Origin of the sequence: Streptomyces sp. NBC_01283, assembly GCF_041435335.1 — a bacterium.
GTDB lineage: Bacteria > Actinomycetota > Actinomycetes > Streptomycetales > Streptomycetaceae > Streptomyces.
In genome coordinates this window covers 3,816,190-3,833,690 of sequence record NZ_CP108430.1, presented here as the reverse complement: position 1 = coordinate 3,833,690, position 17,501 = coordinate 3,816,190, and the positions used below count along the sequence as shown (strand labels likewise).

At 69.5% G+C, this 17,501-nt stretch carries 17 protein-coding genes; 6 read left to right on the top strand and 11 right to left on the bottom strand.

The features are described from left to right. Positions 1-10: 10 nt before the first annotated feature. Positions 11-937, bottom strand: coding sequence for an SMP-30/gluconolactonase/LRE family protein (locus tag OG302_RS17320; protein ID WP_371527632.1), 927 nt, complete (start codon positions 935-937; stop codon positions 11-13). A 130-nt stretch (positions 938-1,067) separates the two neighbouring features. Between OG302_RS17320 and OG302_RS17315 the strand changes: the two genes are divergently transcribed. Next, positions 1,068-1,511, top strand: a complete 444-nt coding sequence (locus OG302_RS17315) for an Lrp/AsnC family transcriptional regulator (RefSeq protein WP_371527631.1) — start codon at positions 1,068-1,070, stop codon at positions 1,509-1,511. Here the strand turns inward: OG302_RS17315 and OG302_RS17310 are convergent. Then, complete coding sequence (locus OG302_RS17310) at positions 1,451-2,755, bottom strand: MFS transporter (RefSeq protein WP_371527630.1); 1,305 nt, start codon at positions 2,753-2,755, stop codon at positions 1,451-1,453. The two genes, OG302_RS17315 and OG302_RS17310, sit on opposite strands and share 61 nt — an antisense overlap. 79 nt (positions 2,756-2,834) lie before the next feature. On the opposite strand from OG302_RS17310, the gene OG302_RS17305 reads away from it, so the two are divergent. Further along, complete coding sequence (locus OG302_RS17305) at positions 2,835-3,404, top strand: MarR family winged helix-turn-helix transcriptional regulator (RefSeq protein WP_371527629.1); 570 nt, start codon at positions 2,835-2,837, stop codon at positions 3,402-3,404. A 15-nt stretch (positions 3,405-3,419) separates the two neighbouring features. On the opposite strand, the gene OG302_RS17300 is transcribed toward OG302_RS17305, so the two are convergent. The 8 genes from OG302_RS17300 to OG302_RS17265 all read right to left on the bottom strand — a co-directional run bounded on the left by OG302_RS17300 (position 3,420) and on the right by OG302_RS17265 (position 10,142). Then, entirely contained in the window at positions 3,420-3,845 is a 426-nt protein-coding gene (locus OG302_RS17300) for a VOC family protein (protein ID WP_371527628.1), read from the bottom strand. Positions 3,846-4,170: 325 nt separating this feature from the next. Further along, positions 4,171-5,241, bottom strand: a complete 1,071-nt coding sequence (locus tag OG302_RS17295; protein WP_371527627.1) for a hypothetical protein — start codon at positions 5,239-5,241, stop codon at positions 4,171-4,173. Next, a complete protein-coding gene (locus OG302_RS17290) occupies positions 5,241-5,888 on the bottom strand; it encodes a hypothetical protein (RefSeq protein WP_371527626.1) in 648 nt (215 codons plus the stop codon). Before OG302_RS17290 ends, OG302_RS17295 begins: the two co-directional genes overlap by 1 nt. A gap of 133 nt (positions 5,889-6,021) precedes the next feature. Then, on the bottom strand, positions 6,022-6,792 hold the full coding sequence (locus OG302_RS17285; protein ID WP_361837562.1) for a succinate dehydrogenase iron-sulfur subunit: 771 nt from the start codon (positions 6,790-6,792) through the stop codon (positions 6,022-6,024). Continuing rightward, a complete protein-coding gene (gene sdhA / locus OG302_RS17280; RefSeq protein ID WP_371527625.1) occupies positions 6,792-8,546 on the bottom strand; it encodes a succinate dehydrogenase flavoprotein subunit in 1,755 nt (584 codons plus the stop codon). Before sdhA ends, OG302_RS17285 begins: the two co-directional genes overlap by 1 nt. 16 nt (positions 8,547-8,562) lie before the next feature. Further along, positions 8,563-9,054, bottom strand: a complete 492-nt coding sequence (locus OG302_RS17275) for a succinate dehydrogenase hydrophobic membrane anchor subunit (protein WP_371527624.1) — start codon at positions 9,052-9,054, stop codon at positions 8,563-8,565. 6 nt (positions 9,055-9,060) lie between these two features. Next, positions 9,061-9,441, bottom strand: a complete 381-nt coding sequence (sdhC, locus tag OG302_RS17270; protein ID WP_283779093.1) for a succinate dehydrogenase, cytochrome b556 subunit — start codon at positions 9,439-9,441, stop codon at positions 9,061-9,063. A gap of 149 nt (positions 9,442-9,590) precedes the next feature. Further along, positions 9,591-10,142, bottom strand: a complete 552-nt coding sequence (locus OG302_RS17265) for a 2-oxo-4-hydroxy-4-carboxy-5-ureidoimidazoline decarboxylase (RefSeq protein ID WP_371527623.1) — start codon at positions 10,140-10,142, stop codon at positions 9,591-9,593. Positions 10,143-10,432: 290 nt separating this feature from the next. On the opposite strand from OG302_RS17265, the gene OG302_RS17260 reads away from it, so the two are divergent. From OG302_RS17260 to OG302_RS17245, 4 genes are all read left to right on the top strand, one after another. After that, positions 10,433-12,031 carry a glycoside hydrolase family 20 protein gene (locus tag OG302_RS17260; protein WP_371527622.1) on the top strand — a complete coding sequence of 533 codons (1,599 nt, stop codon included), beginning with the start codon at positions 10,433-10,435 and terminating at the stop codon, positions 12,029-12,031. Between the two features lie 183 nt (positions 12,032-12,214). Further along, positions 12,215-12,985 (top strand): DUF4328 domain-containing protein, encoded by a 771-nt coding sequence (locus tag OG302_RS17255; RefSeq protein ID WP_371527621.1) that lies wholly within the window; start codon positions 12,215-12,217, stop codon positions 12,983-12,985. A gap of 117 nt (positions 12,986-13,102) precedes the next feature. Beyond that, the gene (locus tag OG302_RS17250; protein ID WP_371527620.1) at positions 13,103-13,609 is read left to right on the top strand and encodes a hypothetical protein; all 507 of its coding nucleotides are present in this window, start codon (positions 13,103-13,105) and stop codon (positions 13,607-13,609) included. 175 nt (positions 13,610-13,784) lie between these two features. Then, the gene (locus tag OG302_RS17245; protein ID WP_371527619.1) at positions 13,785-14,405 is read left to right on the top strand and encodes a hypothetical protein; all 621 of its coding nucleotides are present in this window, start codon (positions 13,785-13,787) and stop codon (positions 14,403-14,405) included. A gap of 218 nt (positions 14,406-14,623) precedes the next feature. Here OG302_RS17245 and OG302_RS17240 read toward each other — a convergent pair whose 3' ends face one another. Further along, a complete protein-coding gene (locus OG302_RS17240; protein ID WP_371527618.1) occupies positions 14,624-17,407 on the bottom strand; it encodes an FG-GAP-like repeat-containing protein in 2,784 nt (927 codons plus the stop codon). Between the last annotated feature and the right edge of the window lie 94 nt (positions 17,408-17,501).

Here is a 17,501-nt window from a genome sequence, read left to right as displayed (position 1 = left end):
TGAGGGTGGTCTAGGCGGCCTTGACCCGAGGCAGCCCGGTCACCGACATCACCAGGGAGTACAGCGAGGTCGTCGCCGCGATGAAGAGGCGGTTGTTCTTCGGGCCGCCGAAGGCGATGTTGGCGACGGCCTCGGGGACCGTGATCCGCCCGATGAGGGTGCCGTCGGGGTCGTAGCAGTGCACCCCGTCGTTGAAGGCGGCGGCCCACAGCCGCCCTTCGTCGTCGAAGCGGATGTTGTCGAAGCCGGAGTCCTTCGACTCGGCGAAGACGACGCCGTCCGAGAGGGCCGTCCCGTCGTCACGCACGTCAAAGGCGCGGATCTGGGCAGCACGCGAGTCCGACACGTACAACTGCCGTTCGTCGGGCGAGAAGACGAGTCCGTTCGGCCCCTCGAACCCGTCGGCGACGATCCGTACGGCTCCCGTGACCGGGTCGATCCGGTAGACGTTGCAGGCACGGATCTCGGCGGGCGCGCGGAAACCCTCGTAGTCGCTCGTGATCCCGAAGTCGGGGTCGGAGAACCAGATCGACCCGTCGGAGCGGACCACGGCGTCGTTCGGGCTGTTGAACCGCTTGCCCTCGAAGCGGTCGGCGAGGACGGTGACGCGGCCGTCGTGCTCGGTGCGGGTCACGCGCCGGTTGCCCTGCTCGCAGCAGATCAACCGCCCCTCGCGGTCCAGGGTGTTGCCGTTCACGTATCCGGCAGGCGTACGGAAGACGCCGACGGTGCCGGTCGCCTCGTCCCAGCGCAGCAGCCGGTCGTTGGGTATGTCGCTCCAGATGAGCTGCCGCCAGGCGGGAAGGTAGAGCGGCCCTTCGGCCCACCGGCAGTCGTCGTACAGCACTTCCAGCTTGGCGTCGCCGTTGGCGCATCGCCCCGTGCGGAAGCGGTCGTCCAGAATCTCGTACGACGTCGGGACTTTCTGGGAGGACATGACGACCCCTGTCTCATGTGATGAATGAATGACATTCGGTAGTGCGACGATATTGCAGTACGAGATATGGTGCGCGTCAAGAGTTCCAGAAGTTTGCAAGGGCTGACGACGGATGGCGGGACCACGGCTGATGGACGACACCGACCGAGAACTGCTCGCACTGCTGCAACAGGACGCCGCCCAGCCCTACGCGACCCTGGGCAAGGCGGTGGGGCTCTCGGCGGGCGCGACCCATGAGCGCGTACGCAAACTGCGCGAGCGCGGGGTGATCCGCCGCACGACGGTCGACGTGGACCCGGCGGCCGTGGGGCAGGGCGTGCTGGCCTTCGTCATGGTCGACTCGACGGCATGGATGGGGGACCGGGCCGAGGACTTCGCGGCGATCCCCGAGATCCAGGAGGCGCACGTCATCGCGGGCGCGGCGAGCGTCCTGGTAAAGGTCCGCACGGGGACGACGGAGCAACTCCAGGACGTGCTGCGGCGGCTGTACGCGATCGACGGGGTGAGCGGGACTCAGGCGACGGTGTCGCTGGAGACGTTCTTCGAGAGGCCGGTGTCGCCGGGGGTGGTCTGAGGCTCGGGGTCGGCCGGAGCGGACTGGCGGCTGCCGTCGTTCGCCCCGAACCGCCGCACGCCCGGCACCGCCGCCGTCCCCGCGCAGGCGATTCCCACCAAGGCCGCCGCGATCCACAGCGGGGTCGCCGTGCCCCACGCATCCGCCGCGAGCGGCCCGAGAATGTACGCGAGGGGCATCGCGGCCAGCGAAAGGAGCCAGTCGTACGAGGTGACGCGGGCCAGTACGCCGGACGGTATCGCCGCTTGCACCGAGGTCTCCCAGATGGGGCTGAGGAAGCCGAGCCCCGCCTGTGCGAGGCCGTACGCCGCGATCACGGCCGGCGTAGGGGCCTCGGCCGCGAGCAGGGCGAGCGGCAGAGCGTACGTCGCGAGACCGAGGTTGGCCGCCAGGACCGGCCGCTTCGGGCGGGCACGCCCGGCGAGCAGGGAGCCGGCGAGCAGGCCGACGGCGCCCGTCTGGAGGATCGCGATCCAGGTGCCTTCGCCGCCCAACTCCTCGACGGCGATGACGGGTCCGAGCGTCATGAGGACGGCGGCGGCGCCGTTCCACGCGGAGTGCGCGACGAGGCTGGTCCAGTACCAGTCCCGGCTCCGCACCTCGTGCCAGCCCTCGACGAGGTCCTTGCGCAGGGAGCGGCGTGCGGAGGGTTCCTCGGCGGCCGTGCGGTGGATGCGGACGGCCGTGAGGAGGCATGCGCTGACGGCGAAGGAAGCGCCGTCGAGGACGAACGCCCAGCCGGGTCCCGCGGTCAGGATCAGCAGCCCGGCGAGCGCGGGGCCGACGAGGGGGGCGCTGCTGCGGACCACGCCCAGGACGGCGTTGGCCGCGTGTCGGTCCTTCGCTGCGACGATCCCCGCGATGAGCGGCGACATGGTCGGCATGGCGAAGGCGGACGCGGCGCCGCCGACTGCTTCGGCGAGAGCGATGTGCCACAACTGGGGATCACCGCCGAGCAGTTGTAGCCCGACGAACAGCTGGGTCACGCAGCGCACCAGGTCAGCGGTGAGGGCCACGGTGCGAGCGTTGAAGCGGTCGCCCACGACACCGCCGAGCGGCAGCAACAGCAGCCTCGTCCCCATCGCGCAGCCCAGTACGAGCGCCAGCGCGGAGGCGGATCCCGTCGCCCGGACGACGGCGAGAGCGAGGGCCGCGGGGATGACGGCATCGCCGATGAGGGACAGGGAGCGGCCGACGAAGAACAGCCGGAAGGAGCGGTTGCGCAGCAGGGGGTGCGACAGCATGGAGCGGACTGTATTTCGGTACCGAACTATTCGTCAACGAAATATAAGGGACCGAAGCACGCGGAAGTAGGCTGCGTGCATGGCGAAGAGGCGCGAGAAGGAGAACACGGGCGCGGGAGACGGGGAGGGGAGGGAGAGCAGAGTGTCGCGCGACTGGACGGACGGCCACGTGGAGCGCTGGCTACCGGTGCTCCCCGGCCTCGATCCCGACATCGAGGGCGCGGTCACGCGCATGAAGAAGCTGACGGTCCATCTGCGCCGGGTCCGCGAACAGTCCCTGGTCGACTTCGCCCTGGAACGCCACGAGTTCGACACCCTCCACAAACTGGCAGGACGCGGCGGCCGTGCGACCCCCTCCGAGCTGGCCGCCGACCTGGACCTGGCCCCCGCCTCCGTGACGGGCCGCCTGGACGGGCTGGAGAAGCGCGACCTGATCCGCCGTACCCCGTCGAAGACGGACCGCCGCCGGGTGGACGTGGAGCTGACCGCGTCCGGCAGGTCGATCTGGCTGGGCGCGATGGACGTCCTGGGCCACGAGGAGTACCGCCTCCTCGGGGTGCTCTCAGGCGAGGAGCGCGCTCAGTTCTCGGACATGCTGCGGCGGATCATGGTGGTGGCGGAGGAGGGCGGCGGGGCGCATTGGCAGTGACGCGCGCCCCACTGATCAACTCCGCGCCAGCTCCGGCCGCTTGCGGTAGTCGGTGAACCCCACGACGTTCCCCCACGGGTCGGCGAACTCCACGGTGTACCCGGTGGCGACGGAGAAGGGCGGGGCCAGGAGCTCGACTCCGGCGGCCTCCAGCGCCTGCCCGGCGGCCCGCGCGTCGGGAACCTCGACCCACACCCGGGGCGTGGCCCACCCCGAGGGCCGATGCTCGACCCCTTCCTCCACCCGCAACAAAATCCCGGGCGTCTCCTTGCCCACCTTCAGAATCGCGAGCCCGATCTCGTCGATCCGATGCGCGATGGGGAACCCGGCGCGCTCGTAGAAATCGACGGCCTCGCCGAGCTCGCCGACGGGGAAGAGGACGTTGTCGAAGCCGAGCAGGTCGAAAGGCCGCTCATGCGATTGGTGCGACATATCTGACATATCGCCAGAATAGGATCACCGTTGATGACATGAACGACGCCGCGCCGACCCACCGCAGCGGCCGCTGGCATCAGCTGGTTGTCTTCATTCTTGAGGGTCCAGGCGGGGGAGTCCTTGGGCGGCGGACGGATCCCGAAGGCGGAGAGGTCGACGTCCTGTCGCGCAGGACCTTCGAGACATCGTCGGCGAAATCGTGCAGATTCTTGGCGAGGTTTCGAACCCGGTCCGGATCGCCGGGAGTCGGGTCCTTGTCCAGGTCCAGGACATGCCAATCCGCCGGACGATTCCCCGCCATACCGCAACCCCCGCCGGTTCGTGCCTTCGTCTATCGGTTGATGGACTGGATCTCTTGGACGATGACGTCCTGCGTCCCGTCGAAGGTGCCGTTAGGTAGGTCGCCGCCCGTGTTGCCGGAGCCCTCCCAGGTGATCTCCCAGGTGATGGATGCCTTCATCTGGAACGGCTTGCCGCCGGTGGAGCGGTGGTAGGCGATGCCGCACGGCGGGTCCTGCTTGGAGGAACCCTTCGTGTACGGGGTGCCGATGCCGCCGTCGTCGTTGATCTTGCAGTCGCCGGATGCGGGAAAGGTCTGCGCGTCCTTCGTGCCGGGGTCCAGGTGGAGGGCGACCGGCTTGGCGGTGGTCTCCGCCCACAGGTTGGTGCCGGGCAGTTCGGCGCGGACCTTGACCGGCTCGAACTTGCCCTTGTCCAGCCATACCCAAGTGGGCATGTTCACCGTCGACCTGGCCTCGGGCTTCAGCTCGACCTTGGTGTCGGGGACCTTGACCTTGTCGTACGCGTACGAGGCGAGGACCTCGGGCGTCGGGGCGTTGTCGATCTTCGGGAGGGTGCCGGCATCCTGCCAGAAGAGGATCTCTTCGCAGTCGTACCCCCCCGGATCGTCCTTCATGGCCGGGTTGACGACACCGCGCCAGAACTTGCCGTCCTTGCCGAGGTTGAAGTTCTTGTAGCTCTTGATGCCGTCGCTCGGCGACTTGTCCTTCTCGAAGGTGTTCACCATCAACTCCTGGCCCCAGCTGAGCGTGGGTGTCACCTTGACCAGGTTTTCGTTGGGCGCCTTCTTGAGCCGGTCCGTCGCGGCCTTCACCTCTTCGGAGGTCGCCACGGGCTCGTACCAGCAGGCAGGGGGCTTCCAGTTCGGGTCCACCGGGGCGAGTCCCTTGGCGGAGGAACCGCCCTTGCCGCCGCTGACCTGGTTGACCTTGATGTTCGTGGTGCCGACCCCGGCGTTCAGCGTGTTGCCGTTCGCGCCGCCCGAAGGACCCGGCGGACTCTGGTTGTTCTTGTCCCCGATGGCGTACGCCGCCGTGGACGAGAAGCCGAGAGTGAGGGCTGTGGCGAGCAGAAAGACGCCCGCCTTGGAGGTGGTCCGCACTACTTGCACCCGCCCGGGACGGTCTCGAGCGAGGCCGTCTGCCACACACCCTGCTTGGACTTGGTGAGCCTGGCCCGGTACTGCAGCACGGAGTCAGGAGTGTCGGGGGTGGCGGTGACCTTCTTGGTCTTGCGGTTCTTCGTGGACGACTCGCGCTCGTCGACGCAGTAGAAGAACACGGCTGCGCCCTTGCCGCTGACGTTGACCTTGGGGTTGTAGGCCTTGATCTCGCCGATCAGGCTGTCGTCGGTGTCGGCGAAGCTCTTGATCCACTTGCGGGCCGTGGTGAGGGAGGAGCCCGAGTCGTAGAACGCCACCGCCTCCGACTCCGGGTTCGACTCGATGATCGCCGCGTACTTCGCCCGCAGCTCCTCCTTGCCGTCGTCCAGGATCTCCTGGACCTTCGGGTCGCTGTTCGTCCAGTTCGCGAAGTTCGCCTGGAACTCGCCCGGGAGCTCGATCTCCGGGCGCTTCACCCCGTCCGGCTTCGCGGAAGCGCTCGCCGAAGCCTTGTCGCCCCCGCCGCCCGCCCCCTCGATCTTGTCCGAGGAGCCGCCGTCGTCGCCTCCCGAGCCGCACGCGGTCAACAGCAGGGCCGCGGACGCGGTGAGCGCGGCGGTCAGGAGCCGGATGGGGCGGCGGTTCACTCTGGACTCTCCCGTGGGGTGGTGAGGGCGTAACACAAGCGAACACACGCTATCTGTGGGGGTCCTGGGGACGCACATGGGCCCCGCTCCTCGAAGGAGCGGGGCCCATGTCAGCGTACGGACGAGGAAGAAATCAGAAGCGGCGCGTGATCAGTGCCCGCTTCACTTCCTGGATCGCCTTTGTGACCTCGATGCCGCGCGGGCACGCGTCCGTGCAGTTGAACGTCGTGCGGCAGCGCCACACGCCGTCCTTGTCGTTCAGGATCTCCAGGCGCTGCTCGCCCGCCTCGTCACGCGAGTCGAAGATGAAGCGGTGCGCGTTGACGATCGCCGCCGGGCCGAAGTACTGGCCGTCGTTCCAGAACACCGGGCACGACGACGTGCACGCCGCGCACAGGATGCACTTCGTCGTGTCGTCGAACCGCTCGCGGTCCTCCGGCGACTGCAGGCGCTCGCGCGTCGGCTCGTTGCCGGTCGTGACCAGGAACGGCATGACGTCGCGGTACGCCTGGAAGAACGGGTCCATGTCGACGACCAGGTCCTTCAGGACCGTCAGACCCTTGATCGCCTCGACCGTGATCGGCTTGGACGGGTTGATGTCCTTGATCAGGGTCTTGCAGGCCAGGCGGTTGCGGCCGTTGATGCGCATGGCATCCGAGCCGCAGATGCCGTGGGCGCAGGAGCGACGGAAGGTCAGCGACCCGTCCATGTCCCACTTGATCTTGTGAAGGGCGTCGAGGACACGCTCCTTCGGGTCGATCTCGATCTCGAAGTCTTCCCACGTCGCGTCCGCCGAGACCTCGGGGTTGAAGCGGCGGATGCGGAAGGTGACCGTGATGTACGGGGAGTCGGCGAAGCCGGCCTCGGGCTTGGCGTCTTCCTTGTCGAGGGTCGGGGTTGCCATCAGTACTTACGCTCCATCGGCTGGTAGCGGGTCTGCACGACCGGCTTGTAGTCGAGTCGGATCGACTCGGTGCCGTCGTCGCCTACCTCGCGGTACGCCATGGTGTGGCGCATGAAGTTGACGTCGTCGCGGTTCGGGAAGTCCTCACGGTAGTGACCGCCGCGCGACTCCTTGCGGGCCAGGGCCGACTGCGCCATGACCTCGGCCAGGTCGAGCAGGTTGCCCAGCTCGATGGCCTCCAGGAGGTCGGTGTTGAAGCGCCGGCCCTTGTCCTGGATCGAGACGTTGAGGTAGCGCTCGCGGAGCTCCGCGATCTTCTCCACCGCCGTCTTGATCGTCTGCTCCGTGCGGAACACCATGACGTTGGCGTCCATGGTCTCCTGCAGCTCCTTGCGGAGCTCGGCGACCCGCTCGTTGCCCGTGGCGTCGCGCAGCCGCTCGACCTGGGAGACGACCAGCTCCTCGGCGTTCTCCGGGAGCTCGACGAAGTCGTTCTTCGCCGCGTACTCGGCGGCGGCGATGCCCGCGCGCTTGCCGAAGACGTTGATGTCCAGGAGCGAGTTGGTGCCCAGACGGTTGGCGCCGTGGACCGAGACGCAGGCCACCTCGCCCGCCGCGTACAGGCCCGGAACGACCGTGGTGTTGTCCGCGAGGACCTCACCCTCGACATTCGTCGGGATGCCGCCCATGGCGTAGTGCGCGGTCGGCTGGATCGGGATCGGGTCCGTGTAGGGCTCGATTCCGAGGTACGTGCGCGCGAACTCCGTGATGTCCGGGAGCTTGGCGTCGAGCTGCTCCGGCGGGAGGTGCGTGAGGTCGAGGTAGACGTGGTCGCCCTCGGGACCGCAGCCGCGGCCCTCACGGATCTCCGTGTAGATGGAGCGCGAGACGACGTCACGCGACGCGAGGTCCTTCATGACCGGCGCGTACTTCTCCATGAAGCGCTCGCCGTCCTTGTTACGGAGGATGCCGCCCTCACCACGGGCGCCTTCCGTAAGAAGGATGCCCATGCGCCAGATGCCGGTCGGGTGGAACTGGAAGAACTCCATGTCCTCCAGCGGCAGACCGCGCCGGTAGCAGGCCGCCTGGCCGTCGCCCGTCAGCGTGTGCGCGTTCGACGTCACCTTGAAGAACTTGCCGGTGCCGCCCGACGCGTACACCACGGACTTCGCCTGGAAGAGGTGGATCTCGCCGGTCGCGAGCTCGTAGGCGACCACGCCCGCGCTCTTCTTGACGCCGTCGACCTCTACGAGGAGCTGGTCCAGGACGTAGAACTCGTTGAAGAACTCCACGCCCTCCTTGATGCAGTTCTGGTAGAGCGTCTGGAGGATCATGTGGCCGGTGCGGTCGCCCGAGTAGCAGGCGCGGCGGACAGGAGCCTCGCCGTGGTTGCGGGAGTGACCGCCGAAACGGCGCTGGTCGATCTCACCCTTGGGCGTACGGCCGAAGGGCAGACCCATCTTCTCCAGGTCGAGGACCGCGTCGATGGCTTCCTTCGCGAGGATCTCGGCGGCGTCCTGGTCGACCAGGTAGTCGCCGCCCTTGATCGTGTCGAAGGTGTGCCACTCCCAGTTGTCCTCTTCCACGTTGGCGAGCGCGGCGGCCATGCCGCCCTGCGCCGCACCGGTGTGGGAGCGGGTCGGGTAGAGCTTCGTCAGGACCGCGGTGCGGCTGCGCTTCGTCGACTCGATGGCCGCGCGCATGCCCGCGCCACCGGCGCCGACGATGACAGTGTCGTACTTGTGAATCTTCACTGGGTTCGCCTCGGCTTTAGCGGATGTTCGGGTCGAAGGTGAAGATCACCAGCGTGCCCAGAAGGATGGTGAACACCGTGGCGGTGTACAGCAGGCCCTTGAGCCACAGGCGCGTGTTGGCGCGCTCCGCGTAGTCGTTGATGACCGTGCGCAGGCCGTTGGCCCCGTGCAGCATCGCGAGCCACAGCATCAGCAGATCCCAGACCTGCCAGAACGGCGAGGCCCAGCGGCCCGCGACGAACGCGAAGCCGATCTTGCTCACGCCGCCGTCGAGCACCAGCTGGATCAGCAGGTGGCCGAGGACCAGGACGACCAGGACGACGCCGGACAGGCGCATGAAGAGCCATGCGGCCATCTCGAAGTTGCCGCGGGTCGAGCGCGGGGTCTTGGAGGTGCGCTTGCGCGGCGCCTCGATGAGGGGAGCCGGGTTGTCGACGTCGTAGAGCGAGGCGCCTTCGACGGGACCCACTCCGGACACTCCGGACTTGTCGAGCGTGGTGTCGGACATCAGGCGTCAGCTCCCGAAGACTTCGCGGACGGCGTGGCCGAGGACCGGGTAGAGCGCCCCCACCATCAGGACGACCCAGATGCCGACGACGGTCCAGAGCATCTGCTTCTGGAAGCGCGGGCCCTTCGACCAGAAGTCGACGGCGATGACACGCAGGCCGTTCAGCGCGTGGAAGAGGATGGCGGCGACCAGGCCGTACTCAAGGAGTGCGACGAGGGGCGTCTTGTAGGTGCTGACGACATCGTCGTACGCCTCCGGGGAGACGCGGACGAGAGCGGTGTCCAGCACATGCACGAACAGGAAGAAGAAGATGAGGACGCCGGTGACTCGGTGAGCCACCCAGGACCACATTCCTTCCCGGCCGCGGTACAGCGTTCCAGCCGGCACGGCAGAACCCTCCGGGAGCGGGGATTGGGGCCAGCCGGCTTGGGTGGTCGGACGGGCCCGGCCGGGTACGGTCCACCGGCCGCTCGTCATCGTATCGACGAGTTGTCGGTTCGCTCGCGCGGGGTAGCCAGGTGTGATCAAACAGGCAATCAAACAGGCACGTACGGGCTATTCAGGTCGTGCACGAGCCGGGTGAGTCGCCCGCGGGCCAGCTTCCGCATTTCCTCGGCCGCGATGACCCGCTCCTCCTCCTGGTCGTTGCCGAGGCGCGCCCGGATTCCGGCGAGCAGATGATCGAGCGCCTGGGTCGGCGGAACGTCGTCAAGGCAGATCACGAAGACGTGACCGAACCGGCTCTCGTACGCGGCGTGCGCGGCCTGCAGGGCCGTGTGCGCGGCGGTGTAGGTGCCCTGCCGGGGGAGCACCGGACGTAGAGGTTCGCAGGCCAGGGCCTCGGCGAGGTCCGCGGGCGGCAGGTCGTACGCCGCTTCGTCGGACGCGGCGAGCAGGGCGTCCAGATCGGGATACGGCCGGTGGGCGACGAGCCGGCGGGCCCAGAGATGGCTGCCGCAGCAGGCGAGCAGCGCGGCTTCGGCGGCGCCGGGCTCTGCGCTGTTCAGTTGCTCCGGGGCGCGGCTCGGCTGCGCCGGAGGGCTCGGTGAACGGTGCGGGGGCAGCGGGGACTCCTGGGCAGGGGGCATCGAAAGGGGAGGCGTGGGGGGATTTGTCGTAACGCTAGCGAGGCTTGGTGGGGACTGTCTGACGGATGCGTGAATTTCACCCGGATGGGAGAGTTTCGCTTCGCGTGGTGGACGGTACCGCTGTGAGGCACGTTTTACCCTCGCGGCATGACTGCTGCCTGCGCCGCTCGTCTCGTCCCCGCTGCCCGGTGGGGGGATTCCTGCGCCGCCGCCCCGCGGCGGACGTCTCCCACCGGCCCCACCGGCCCGTCCGGCCGCCCGGCGGGCTTCCCGAGTCCGGGCGGCAACCGATGATCCAGCGGCGTTTCGCCATCGCCTCCGCGGCCCTCGTCGCCGGTGCCGTCGCCCTCGCCGTGGCCGTCTGGCCCGGCGGCGGGAATGACGGCGGGCCCGCGCAACCCCCCTCCGACAACAAGTCCGCGGTCTCCCCGGCCCCCTCGCCCACGAAGTCGTACCCCCTCTCCAAGGCCCCGGCCACCATCCCCGCGGTCCGCGAGCACAGCGCGGCGCGCGGACCCGGATGGAAGCCGGCGGACGGCGGGCGTGTCGTCACCGGTGACGACGACCTCGCGGACGAGGGCAAGCTGCTCGCCGGCGAACTGAAGCTCTCGTACGCCGGTGACGCCGACCCCCGCAAGGGCGACGTGGAGCTCGCGCTCGACCCGGAGGGCGCCGACGCCTCCGGCGGCAGGGACGAGTCGTACACCCTCTCCGTGAAGGGGCAGCGGGTGAAGATCACCGCTCCCGAGGAAGCGGGTGTCTTCTACGGGACCCGCACCCTGAAGCAGGAGGTGCGCGGCGACCGGACCGCGCCCGAAGGCGTCGTACGGGACGAGCCCGCCAAGCCGCGGCGCGGGTTCATGCTCGACATCGCGCGCAAGCACTTCGACGCGAAGTGGATCGAGGACCGCGTACGCGAGCTCGGCGACCTCAAGTACAACGAGCTCGGCCTGCACTTCTCCGACGACCAGGCCTTCCGCATCGAGTCGGACTCGCACCCCGAGATCGTCTCGCGCGACCACCTCACCAAGGCCCAGGTCCGCCGCATCCTGAAGCTCGCGGCAAGCCGCCACATCACGGTCGTGCCCGAGATCGACTCGCCGGGCCACCTCGGCACGGTCATCGCCGCGCACCCCTCCCTCCAGCTCCGCGACACCCGCGGCGTCGCGGCGCGCGGCGCGGTCGACATCTCCAAGCCGCAGGCCGCGGAGATCGTCGACGACCTCCTGGAGGAGTACGCGGACCTCTTCCCCGGGCGCTACTGGCATCTCGGCGCCGACGAGTACCGTGCCCTCACGGTCGCCGACCCGGAGGCCAGCTATCCGCAACTGGCGTCGGCGGCCCGCGAGAAGTACGGGTCCGGCGCCCGCGTCCAGGACCTCGCGACCGGCTGGCTGAATGACCGGGCCGAGACCATGCGCCCCTTCGAGCGCGGGCTCAGGGCCTGGAACGACGGGTTCTTCCGCGGCGGCGTGGAGAAGGCCGACGAGGATCTCGACGTCGCGTACTGGACGGGCAAGGAGATCGGGGCGAGGGAGCCCGCCGAGTACCTGAAGGCGGGCCGCAAGGTCATCAACTACAACGACGAGTACCTCTACTACGTGCTCGGCCAGCCCAACACCTTCCGCTATCCGACCGGGCAGCGGATCTACGAGCAGTGGACCCCGCTGGTGATCCGCGGGACGAAGCCCGTGGACGCGAAGTACGACGACCAGATCCTCGGCGGTTCCTTCGCGGTCTGGTGCGACCTGGCGAACTCACAGACGCAGGAACAGGTGGCGCGGGGCATCCGGATGCCGCTGCGGGCGACGGTCCAGAAGCTGTGGGACGCACGCGAACCGGGCCTGTCCTGGGGAGAATTCGTGAAGCTGGCCGACCGGACAGGGTAGGTTCCGGAGGCCGCCGACGCCCTGGGGAGGGACGTGGGCGGCCTCTGTCGTCCTGTCCCGGACGCTCCTGGACGTCCTTGACACTCCTGGATGCTCCTGGACGAACCCGTGGGGGGTTGCTCGGTCATGCTGTGCACGGAATGTCGGTCCCATACGGCGACGACGTCGGAAGGCCTCTGTGACATGTGCGTCACGGTGGCCGCCCAGGCGAGCCGGCCCGGCGGACGCCCCGCCCACCTCCGCTCGCCGGCGGGACTCGGCCGGGCCGTCGTCGCTCTGCTGGACGTCGTCATCGCCGCCGACCTGTACTCGCTGTGGGCGGGCACGGTCATCCAGGGCGCGATGGAGGATCTGCGCATCTCGCGCGACACAGCGGGGTGGTACGGCTCGGATCTCGTGCGCGAGGCCGAGCGGGCGGACACGCTGTACGGCGTCTCCGGCTGGCTGCAGACGGCCGCCCTGGTGGCGACGTGCGTCGTCTTTCTCTGCTGGTTCCACCGGGTCCGCGTCAACGCCGAGGTGTTCGAGCCATATCTCCACACCAAGACGCGCGGCTGGACCGTGGGCAGTTGGTTCGTGCCGGTCGTGAACCTGTGGTTCCCGCGGCGGATCGCGATCGACATCTGGGACGCGAGCGGCCCCCGGTCGGTGGCCCTCGACCGGACGATGCCCCTGTCCGGCCCGGCCGGCCGTCCGTCGCGCCCGCTGATCAACGCCTGGTGGACGCTGTGGCTCGCGACCCTCTTCGTCGGCCGCTGGGCGACCACCGCGTACTGGGACGCCGAGGAGATCGACGAGGTCGACGCGGCCGTCTCCAAGCTGATGTTCTCCGACGCGCTCGACATCGCGGCCGCCGTCCTCGCGATCCTCCTCGTACGCCGTCTCACGCGGATGCAGGACGCGAAGGCCAGGGCGGGTGCGCCGATGCCCGGCCTCGACGGAGAAAGCGCTTGAGATCCGTTTTCGGCTTTTTGGTGGCGAACTTGCTTACGTCTGTGGTGTATTCGCCCAAAGCCGATCGAAGCCGTCGAGCGCAGTTGAGCAGAGTCGAACACACGGGGGGACGCGAGCATGGGCTACTGGGGTTACTACGTCGTGGGCAGGAGTGAGCGGCCACTCGTGGAGCTCGCGGCGGTGGCAGGGGTGCGGGACGAGCTCAGCCTCCTCGTCCAGCGGGACGACGGCTGGCAGGTGTGGGAGGTGCCGGGCGGTGACGGCGCGCGTGACGTCGGCAACATGAACACCCTGGCCCTGGAGACGGGTTCGCCCGCGCTCTTCGGCTACGTCATGGACAGCGACTGCGTGGTCGTCGAGGCGGCGGCGCCGGAGAGCGGCGTATGGACGACGTGCCTGGCCCGCGAGGCGATGGCCGGGTATCTGGGCGACGACGGCCTCAGCCTGGAGGACTACTTCCTCGAACCGCGCGACGCGGCGGACCGGGCGGTGACATGGGCGGCGGAGTCGGGCAGGACGGTGGCGCCCGCGCCGCTGCTCGACGTGCTGAACGCCGCCGCCGAACCGTCGGCGGAGGAACTCTTCTTCCGCTTCCTGGACCGGCTCGGCGTGGTGCCGCAGTGAGGTGTCGCGGCGAGGTGTCGCGACGAGGCGCGGCGGCGAGCGGGAGGGCCGTCGGGCCTGCGACGGCCACGCCTTTCGATGGCTTGATGTGATGCCGGGCGTGGCTTGATGTGACGTTCCTGCGGGTCCGGGCGCAGTAGAGGTCATGCAGAGTCCGCAACGGGAGGCGTACATCATGAGCGGCCCGAGTCTGGTCGAGTTGATCGCTGAGGCAGACGAGAGGGGTCTGGCGGCGAGTGGACTCGCCTGCCTGGACCGGTGCGTGCCGCTCCTGGGCGGCGGCGACGAGGTACTGCGGCCGCTCTGGCGGAGTCTCGCGGAGGACGGGGCCTGGGACACGGCCCTCGCCGAGGCGCGGGTGGAGCTGGGCGGCTCGGACGTCCTGGAGGAGTCCTCCGGGACGTTCACCGGGAAGTCCCCCGGGAGGTCGCCCGCGAACGAGGCCGTCGTCCTCGTGTACCGCATGCTCGGCGCCGCGCCCTCCGCGCGTTCCACCGCCGAACTGCGGGAGTGGGCCGACGCCTGCTCGGTCGCCGCACTGCAGATCCACCGGCTGCTGGACACCGCGCCGGACGGCGGCCCCCGTTCGGCGTCCCTGCGGGCACGGCGCGCGGGACGCACGGAGGACATCTCACCGCTGGTCGCGGCCGAACTGCGGCGGCAGATACGGATCCTGGAGCTCCTCGCGGACCGGAGCACGGGCGCGGGCGGGCTGCGACAGGCACTGGATGTGTCCACCGAGGGACGCCGGGTGCTGCGGGCGGTCGTTTCGCGGCGGGAGCGGGGGCGGGTGTAGGAGGGGCGGCGCATCGTCTCTGGGGTCTGGCTGTTGCGAGAATTTCCCGCTGGCCTCCGCGCCGAACTGGGCGGATCGCGCGCGGGGCCGGGACTTTCCTGCAGCTCCCAGCTCCCAGCTCCTGCCCGTGGAGGCAGAGGGGCTGATGTGGCAGAGGGAAGGGCGGGACGGCCGTGGCCGTCCCGCCCTTCCCTCTGCCTAGCGCCTGGTGCCGAGTGTTACGGCGTCAGCGTCTCGCCCAAGTGCGCCGCCGCCGGAGTGCCCAACTGCGTACGGCCGTAGTACACGCCGCTCGTCGTCGAGACGCCCGACGCGCCGCTGTCCAGCTGCAGGATCGTGCCGTTGCCCTCGTCCTCGCCGTCCACGCCGATGGCGAGGTCCGCGCGGCCGTAGCCCGAACTGTCCGCCAGGAGCACCGACGAACCCAGGCGGTCCGCGGACTCCGTGGAGCCCGTGATGCCTTCCGTGTCCTGGGAGAAGGCCTGCGCGCCCGTGCCGGTCGGGCCCGACGACGTGCCCTTCAGGAGGAGCGACGTGCCCGCGTCCTTCTTGGCCGCGCCGGAGCGCGTGATGTCCTCGTTCGGGGCGCCCGCCAGGACGTCCGCGTAACCGTCCTGGTTGAAGTCGCCCGCCGAGACCGACCAGCCCATCGCGTCGCCCGATTCGGCGGCGCCCGGGACCCCGGACGTGTCCTGGTGGACCGTCTTGAGGCCCGTGGTCGTGAAGCCGGTCGACGTACCGGGCACGACCGTCACCTGGCCGCCCGCGAAGGCGCCCGACTCCGCTGTGTACGGCTGGCCGATGACCAGGTCGTCGTAGCCGTTGCCGTTCACGTCGCCGACGGCCACCGAGCGGCCGCCCTTGACCGAGAGGGAACCCACCCGGCTCAGGCCCGACTTGGTGCCCTTGAACCACTGGACCTTGCCGATTCCGGCCTGGTCGCGGTAGTTCAGGGCCACGTCCGCGTAGCCGTCACGGTTGAAGTCGCCGGACGCGGCGTCGGCGTACGCGATGGCCGTGTCGCCCGACGTCAGGGTGCCGCCCACCTCGGTGCCCGCCTTGAAGCGTGCCGCCCACGTGCCGCCGGTGCCGGTGGACGCCGAGAAGACGTCCGCCTTGCCGTCGGCGTTGAAGTCGCCGACCGCCACCGCGGAGCCGAACTTGGCGCCCGGGTAGTGGAAGTCGTCCGCCAGCTGCATGTCCGTGCCGGAGTCGAAGGCGGGCCCGTAGAGGATCGTGACCGCGCCGCGGTCCTTGTTCGTGGCGTCGTCCTCGCCGGGGGCGCCGATCGCCAGGTCCGCGTATCCGTCGCCGTTGATGTCGCCCCACGCCGTGGCCGCGGCCCAGTTGTCGCCCGCTTCGGAGGCGCCGGGGACGCCGGGGCTCGACTGGGTGAGCGTCTTCTTGGAACCGGCCACCGGGCCGTCGAGGCCGCCGGGGACGATCGTCAGGCTGCCCACGCCGCCCGAGGCCTTGGGTGTGCCCGCCACCAGGTCCGTGATGCCGTCGCGGTTGAAGTCCGCGGTCGGGATGGCCGAGTTGCGGCCGGCGCTGGTCGCGTAGCGGCGGATCTCGCCGAGCTTGGCGTACAGGTTCTTGCCGGGGCAGGCGGTCGCGAAGCCGTCGCGGTGGCCCGAGATCGTGTTGAGCGAGGGTGTGTCGCCCTTCTTCCACACGCCGGTGTCGTCGGCGGCGGTCAGCGTGACCTTGCCGGCCGGGTCACCCTCGTACTGGCCGAGCTTCCAGGCCGCGACGCGGGAGACCGACTCCAGCGCGGCGCGGGTCGGCTTGCGCGCGGGCTTGTCCGTGGCGGGGTCGCCCTCGAAGTCACCGAGGACCGCGATGCCCGCGGACTCGCCGTTGAAGCCGTACGTGTGCGCGCCGCGCACCGGCAGATCGGTGCCGCCGCCGCGGCCCTCGAAGACCTGGCCGCACTTGTCCACGAGGAAGTTGTAGCCGAGGTCGTTCCAGCCCTCGGTCTCCACGTGGTACGTCATGATGCCGCGGACCAGAGAGGCCGACTGGGCGCAGCTGTAGTCGTTCGTGCCGACCGTGTGGTGGACGAAGACCGCCTTGACCTTCTCTATGTACTCCGGCGGATCCTTGACGAGGGACTCGTCGGCGCCCCAGGCGGCCCTGCTGATCACGGGCGGCTTGGTGACGGTCGACGGCGGAGCCGTCGGGACCGAGGGCTCGGGGTCGGGGGACGGCGAGCCCGTGGGGTCGGGGGACGCGGGCGGCTCGGTGCCGGGGTCCGAGGTGGTGGGGTCGGGTGCGGGGTCCGATGCGGTGGGCTCGGGCGACGTCGGCTCCGGAGAGGCGGGGGCCTCCGACGGAGTGGGCGTCTCGGGTGTCTCGGTCGCATCAGCCGCATCAGCCGCATCGGCCGCGAATGCCGCCGGGGCCATCGCCGAGCCGTCGAGCGCCGGGTTGTTCGCCTCCTTGGACGTCACACCCGGGTCCACGAGGTTGACCTCGAGGCCCTTCGGCAGGGCGGCGCTCGTGCTGCCGTCCGCCGCGAGCACGCGGACCTCCACGCCGTCCGAGGGGCCGACCCACAGCGGCTCGGAAGCGGCCCGCATGCCCGCCTCGGCCTTCTCGGGCAGATGCAGCTCCAGGTCCAGGTTCTGCCAGCCGGTCCACTTGTCGCTCTCGATGGAGCGGGTGCGGACCTGGGCCGTGCCTTCCAGCTCCTTCGTCACGCCGGTCCACGACACACCGAGCAGCGAGAACTGCTCGGTCGACGTGCGCGGCAGCTCCCTCTCCTTGGCACCGTCGGCCTTGAGCGCGATGTCGTGCACGCTCACCGGGCGCTTGTCGCGCGAGACGTCGCCGGGCTGATTCCCGTCCGAGGAATCGGCCATCGCGTACGTGACGGCCCCCGCGCCCCCCAGTACGACGGCCCCGATCGTCAGCCACGCCCTGCGCTTGAGACTCAGTGGTCTGTACGCGTGCGTGCTTGGCGCTGCTTCGCGCGGTTTGCGCGGGCTCAAATGCCCCACCCCTTAGCGAGATCGACGGTTGTACCGGTTGACCAAAGCGAGTGCTTACGACTGTCCGACGACTCAAACGGTTGTAAGGGGGTGGGTGAAATGT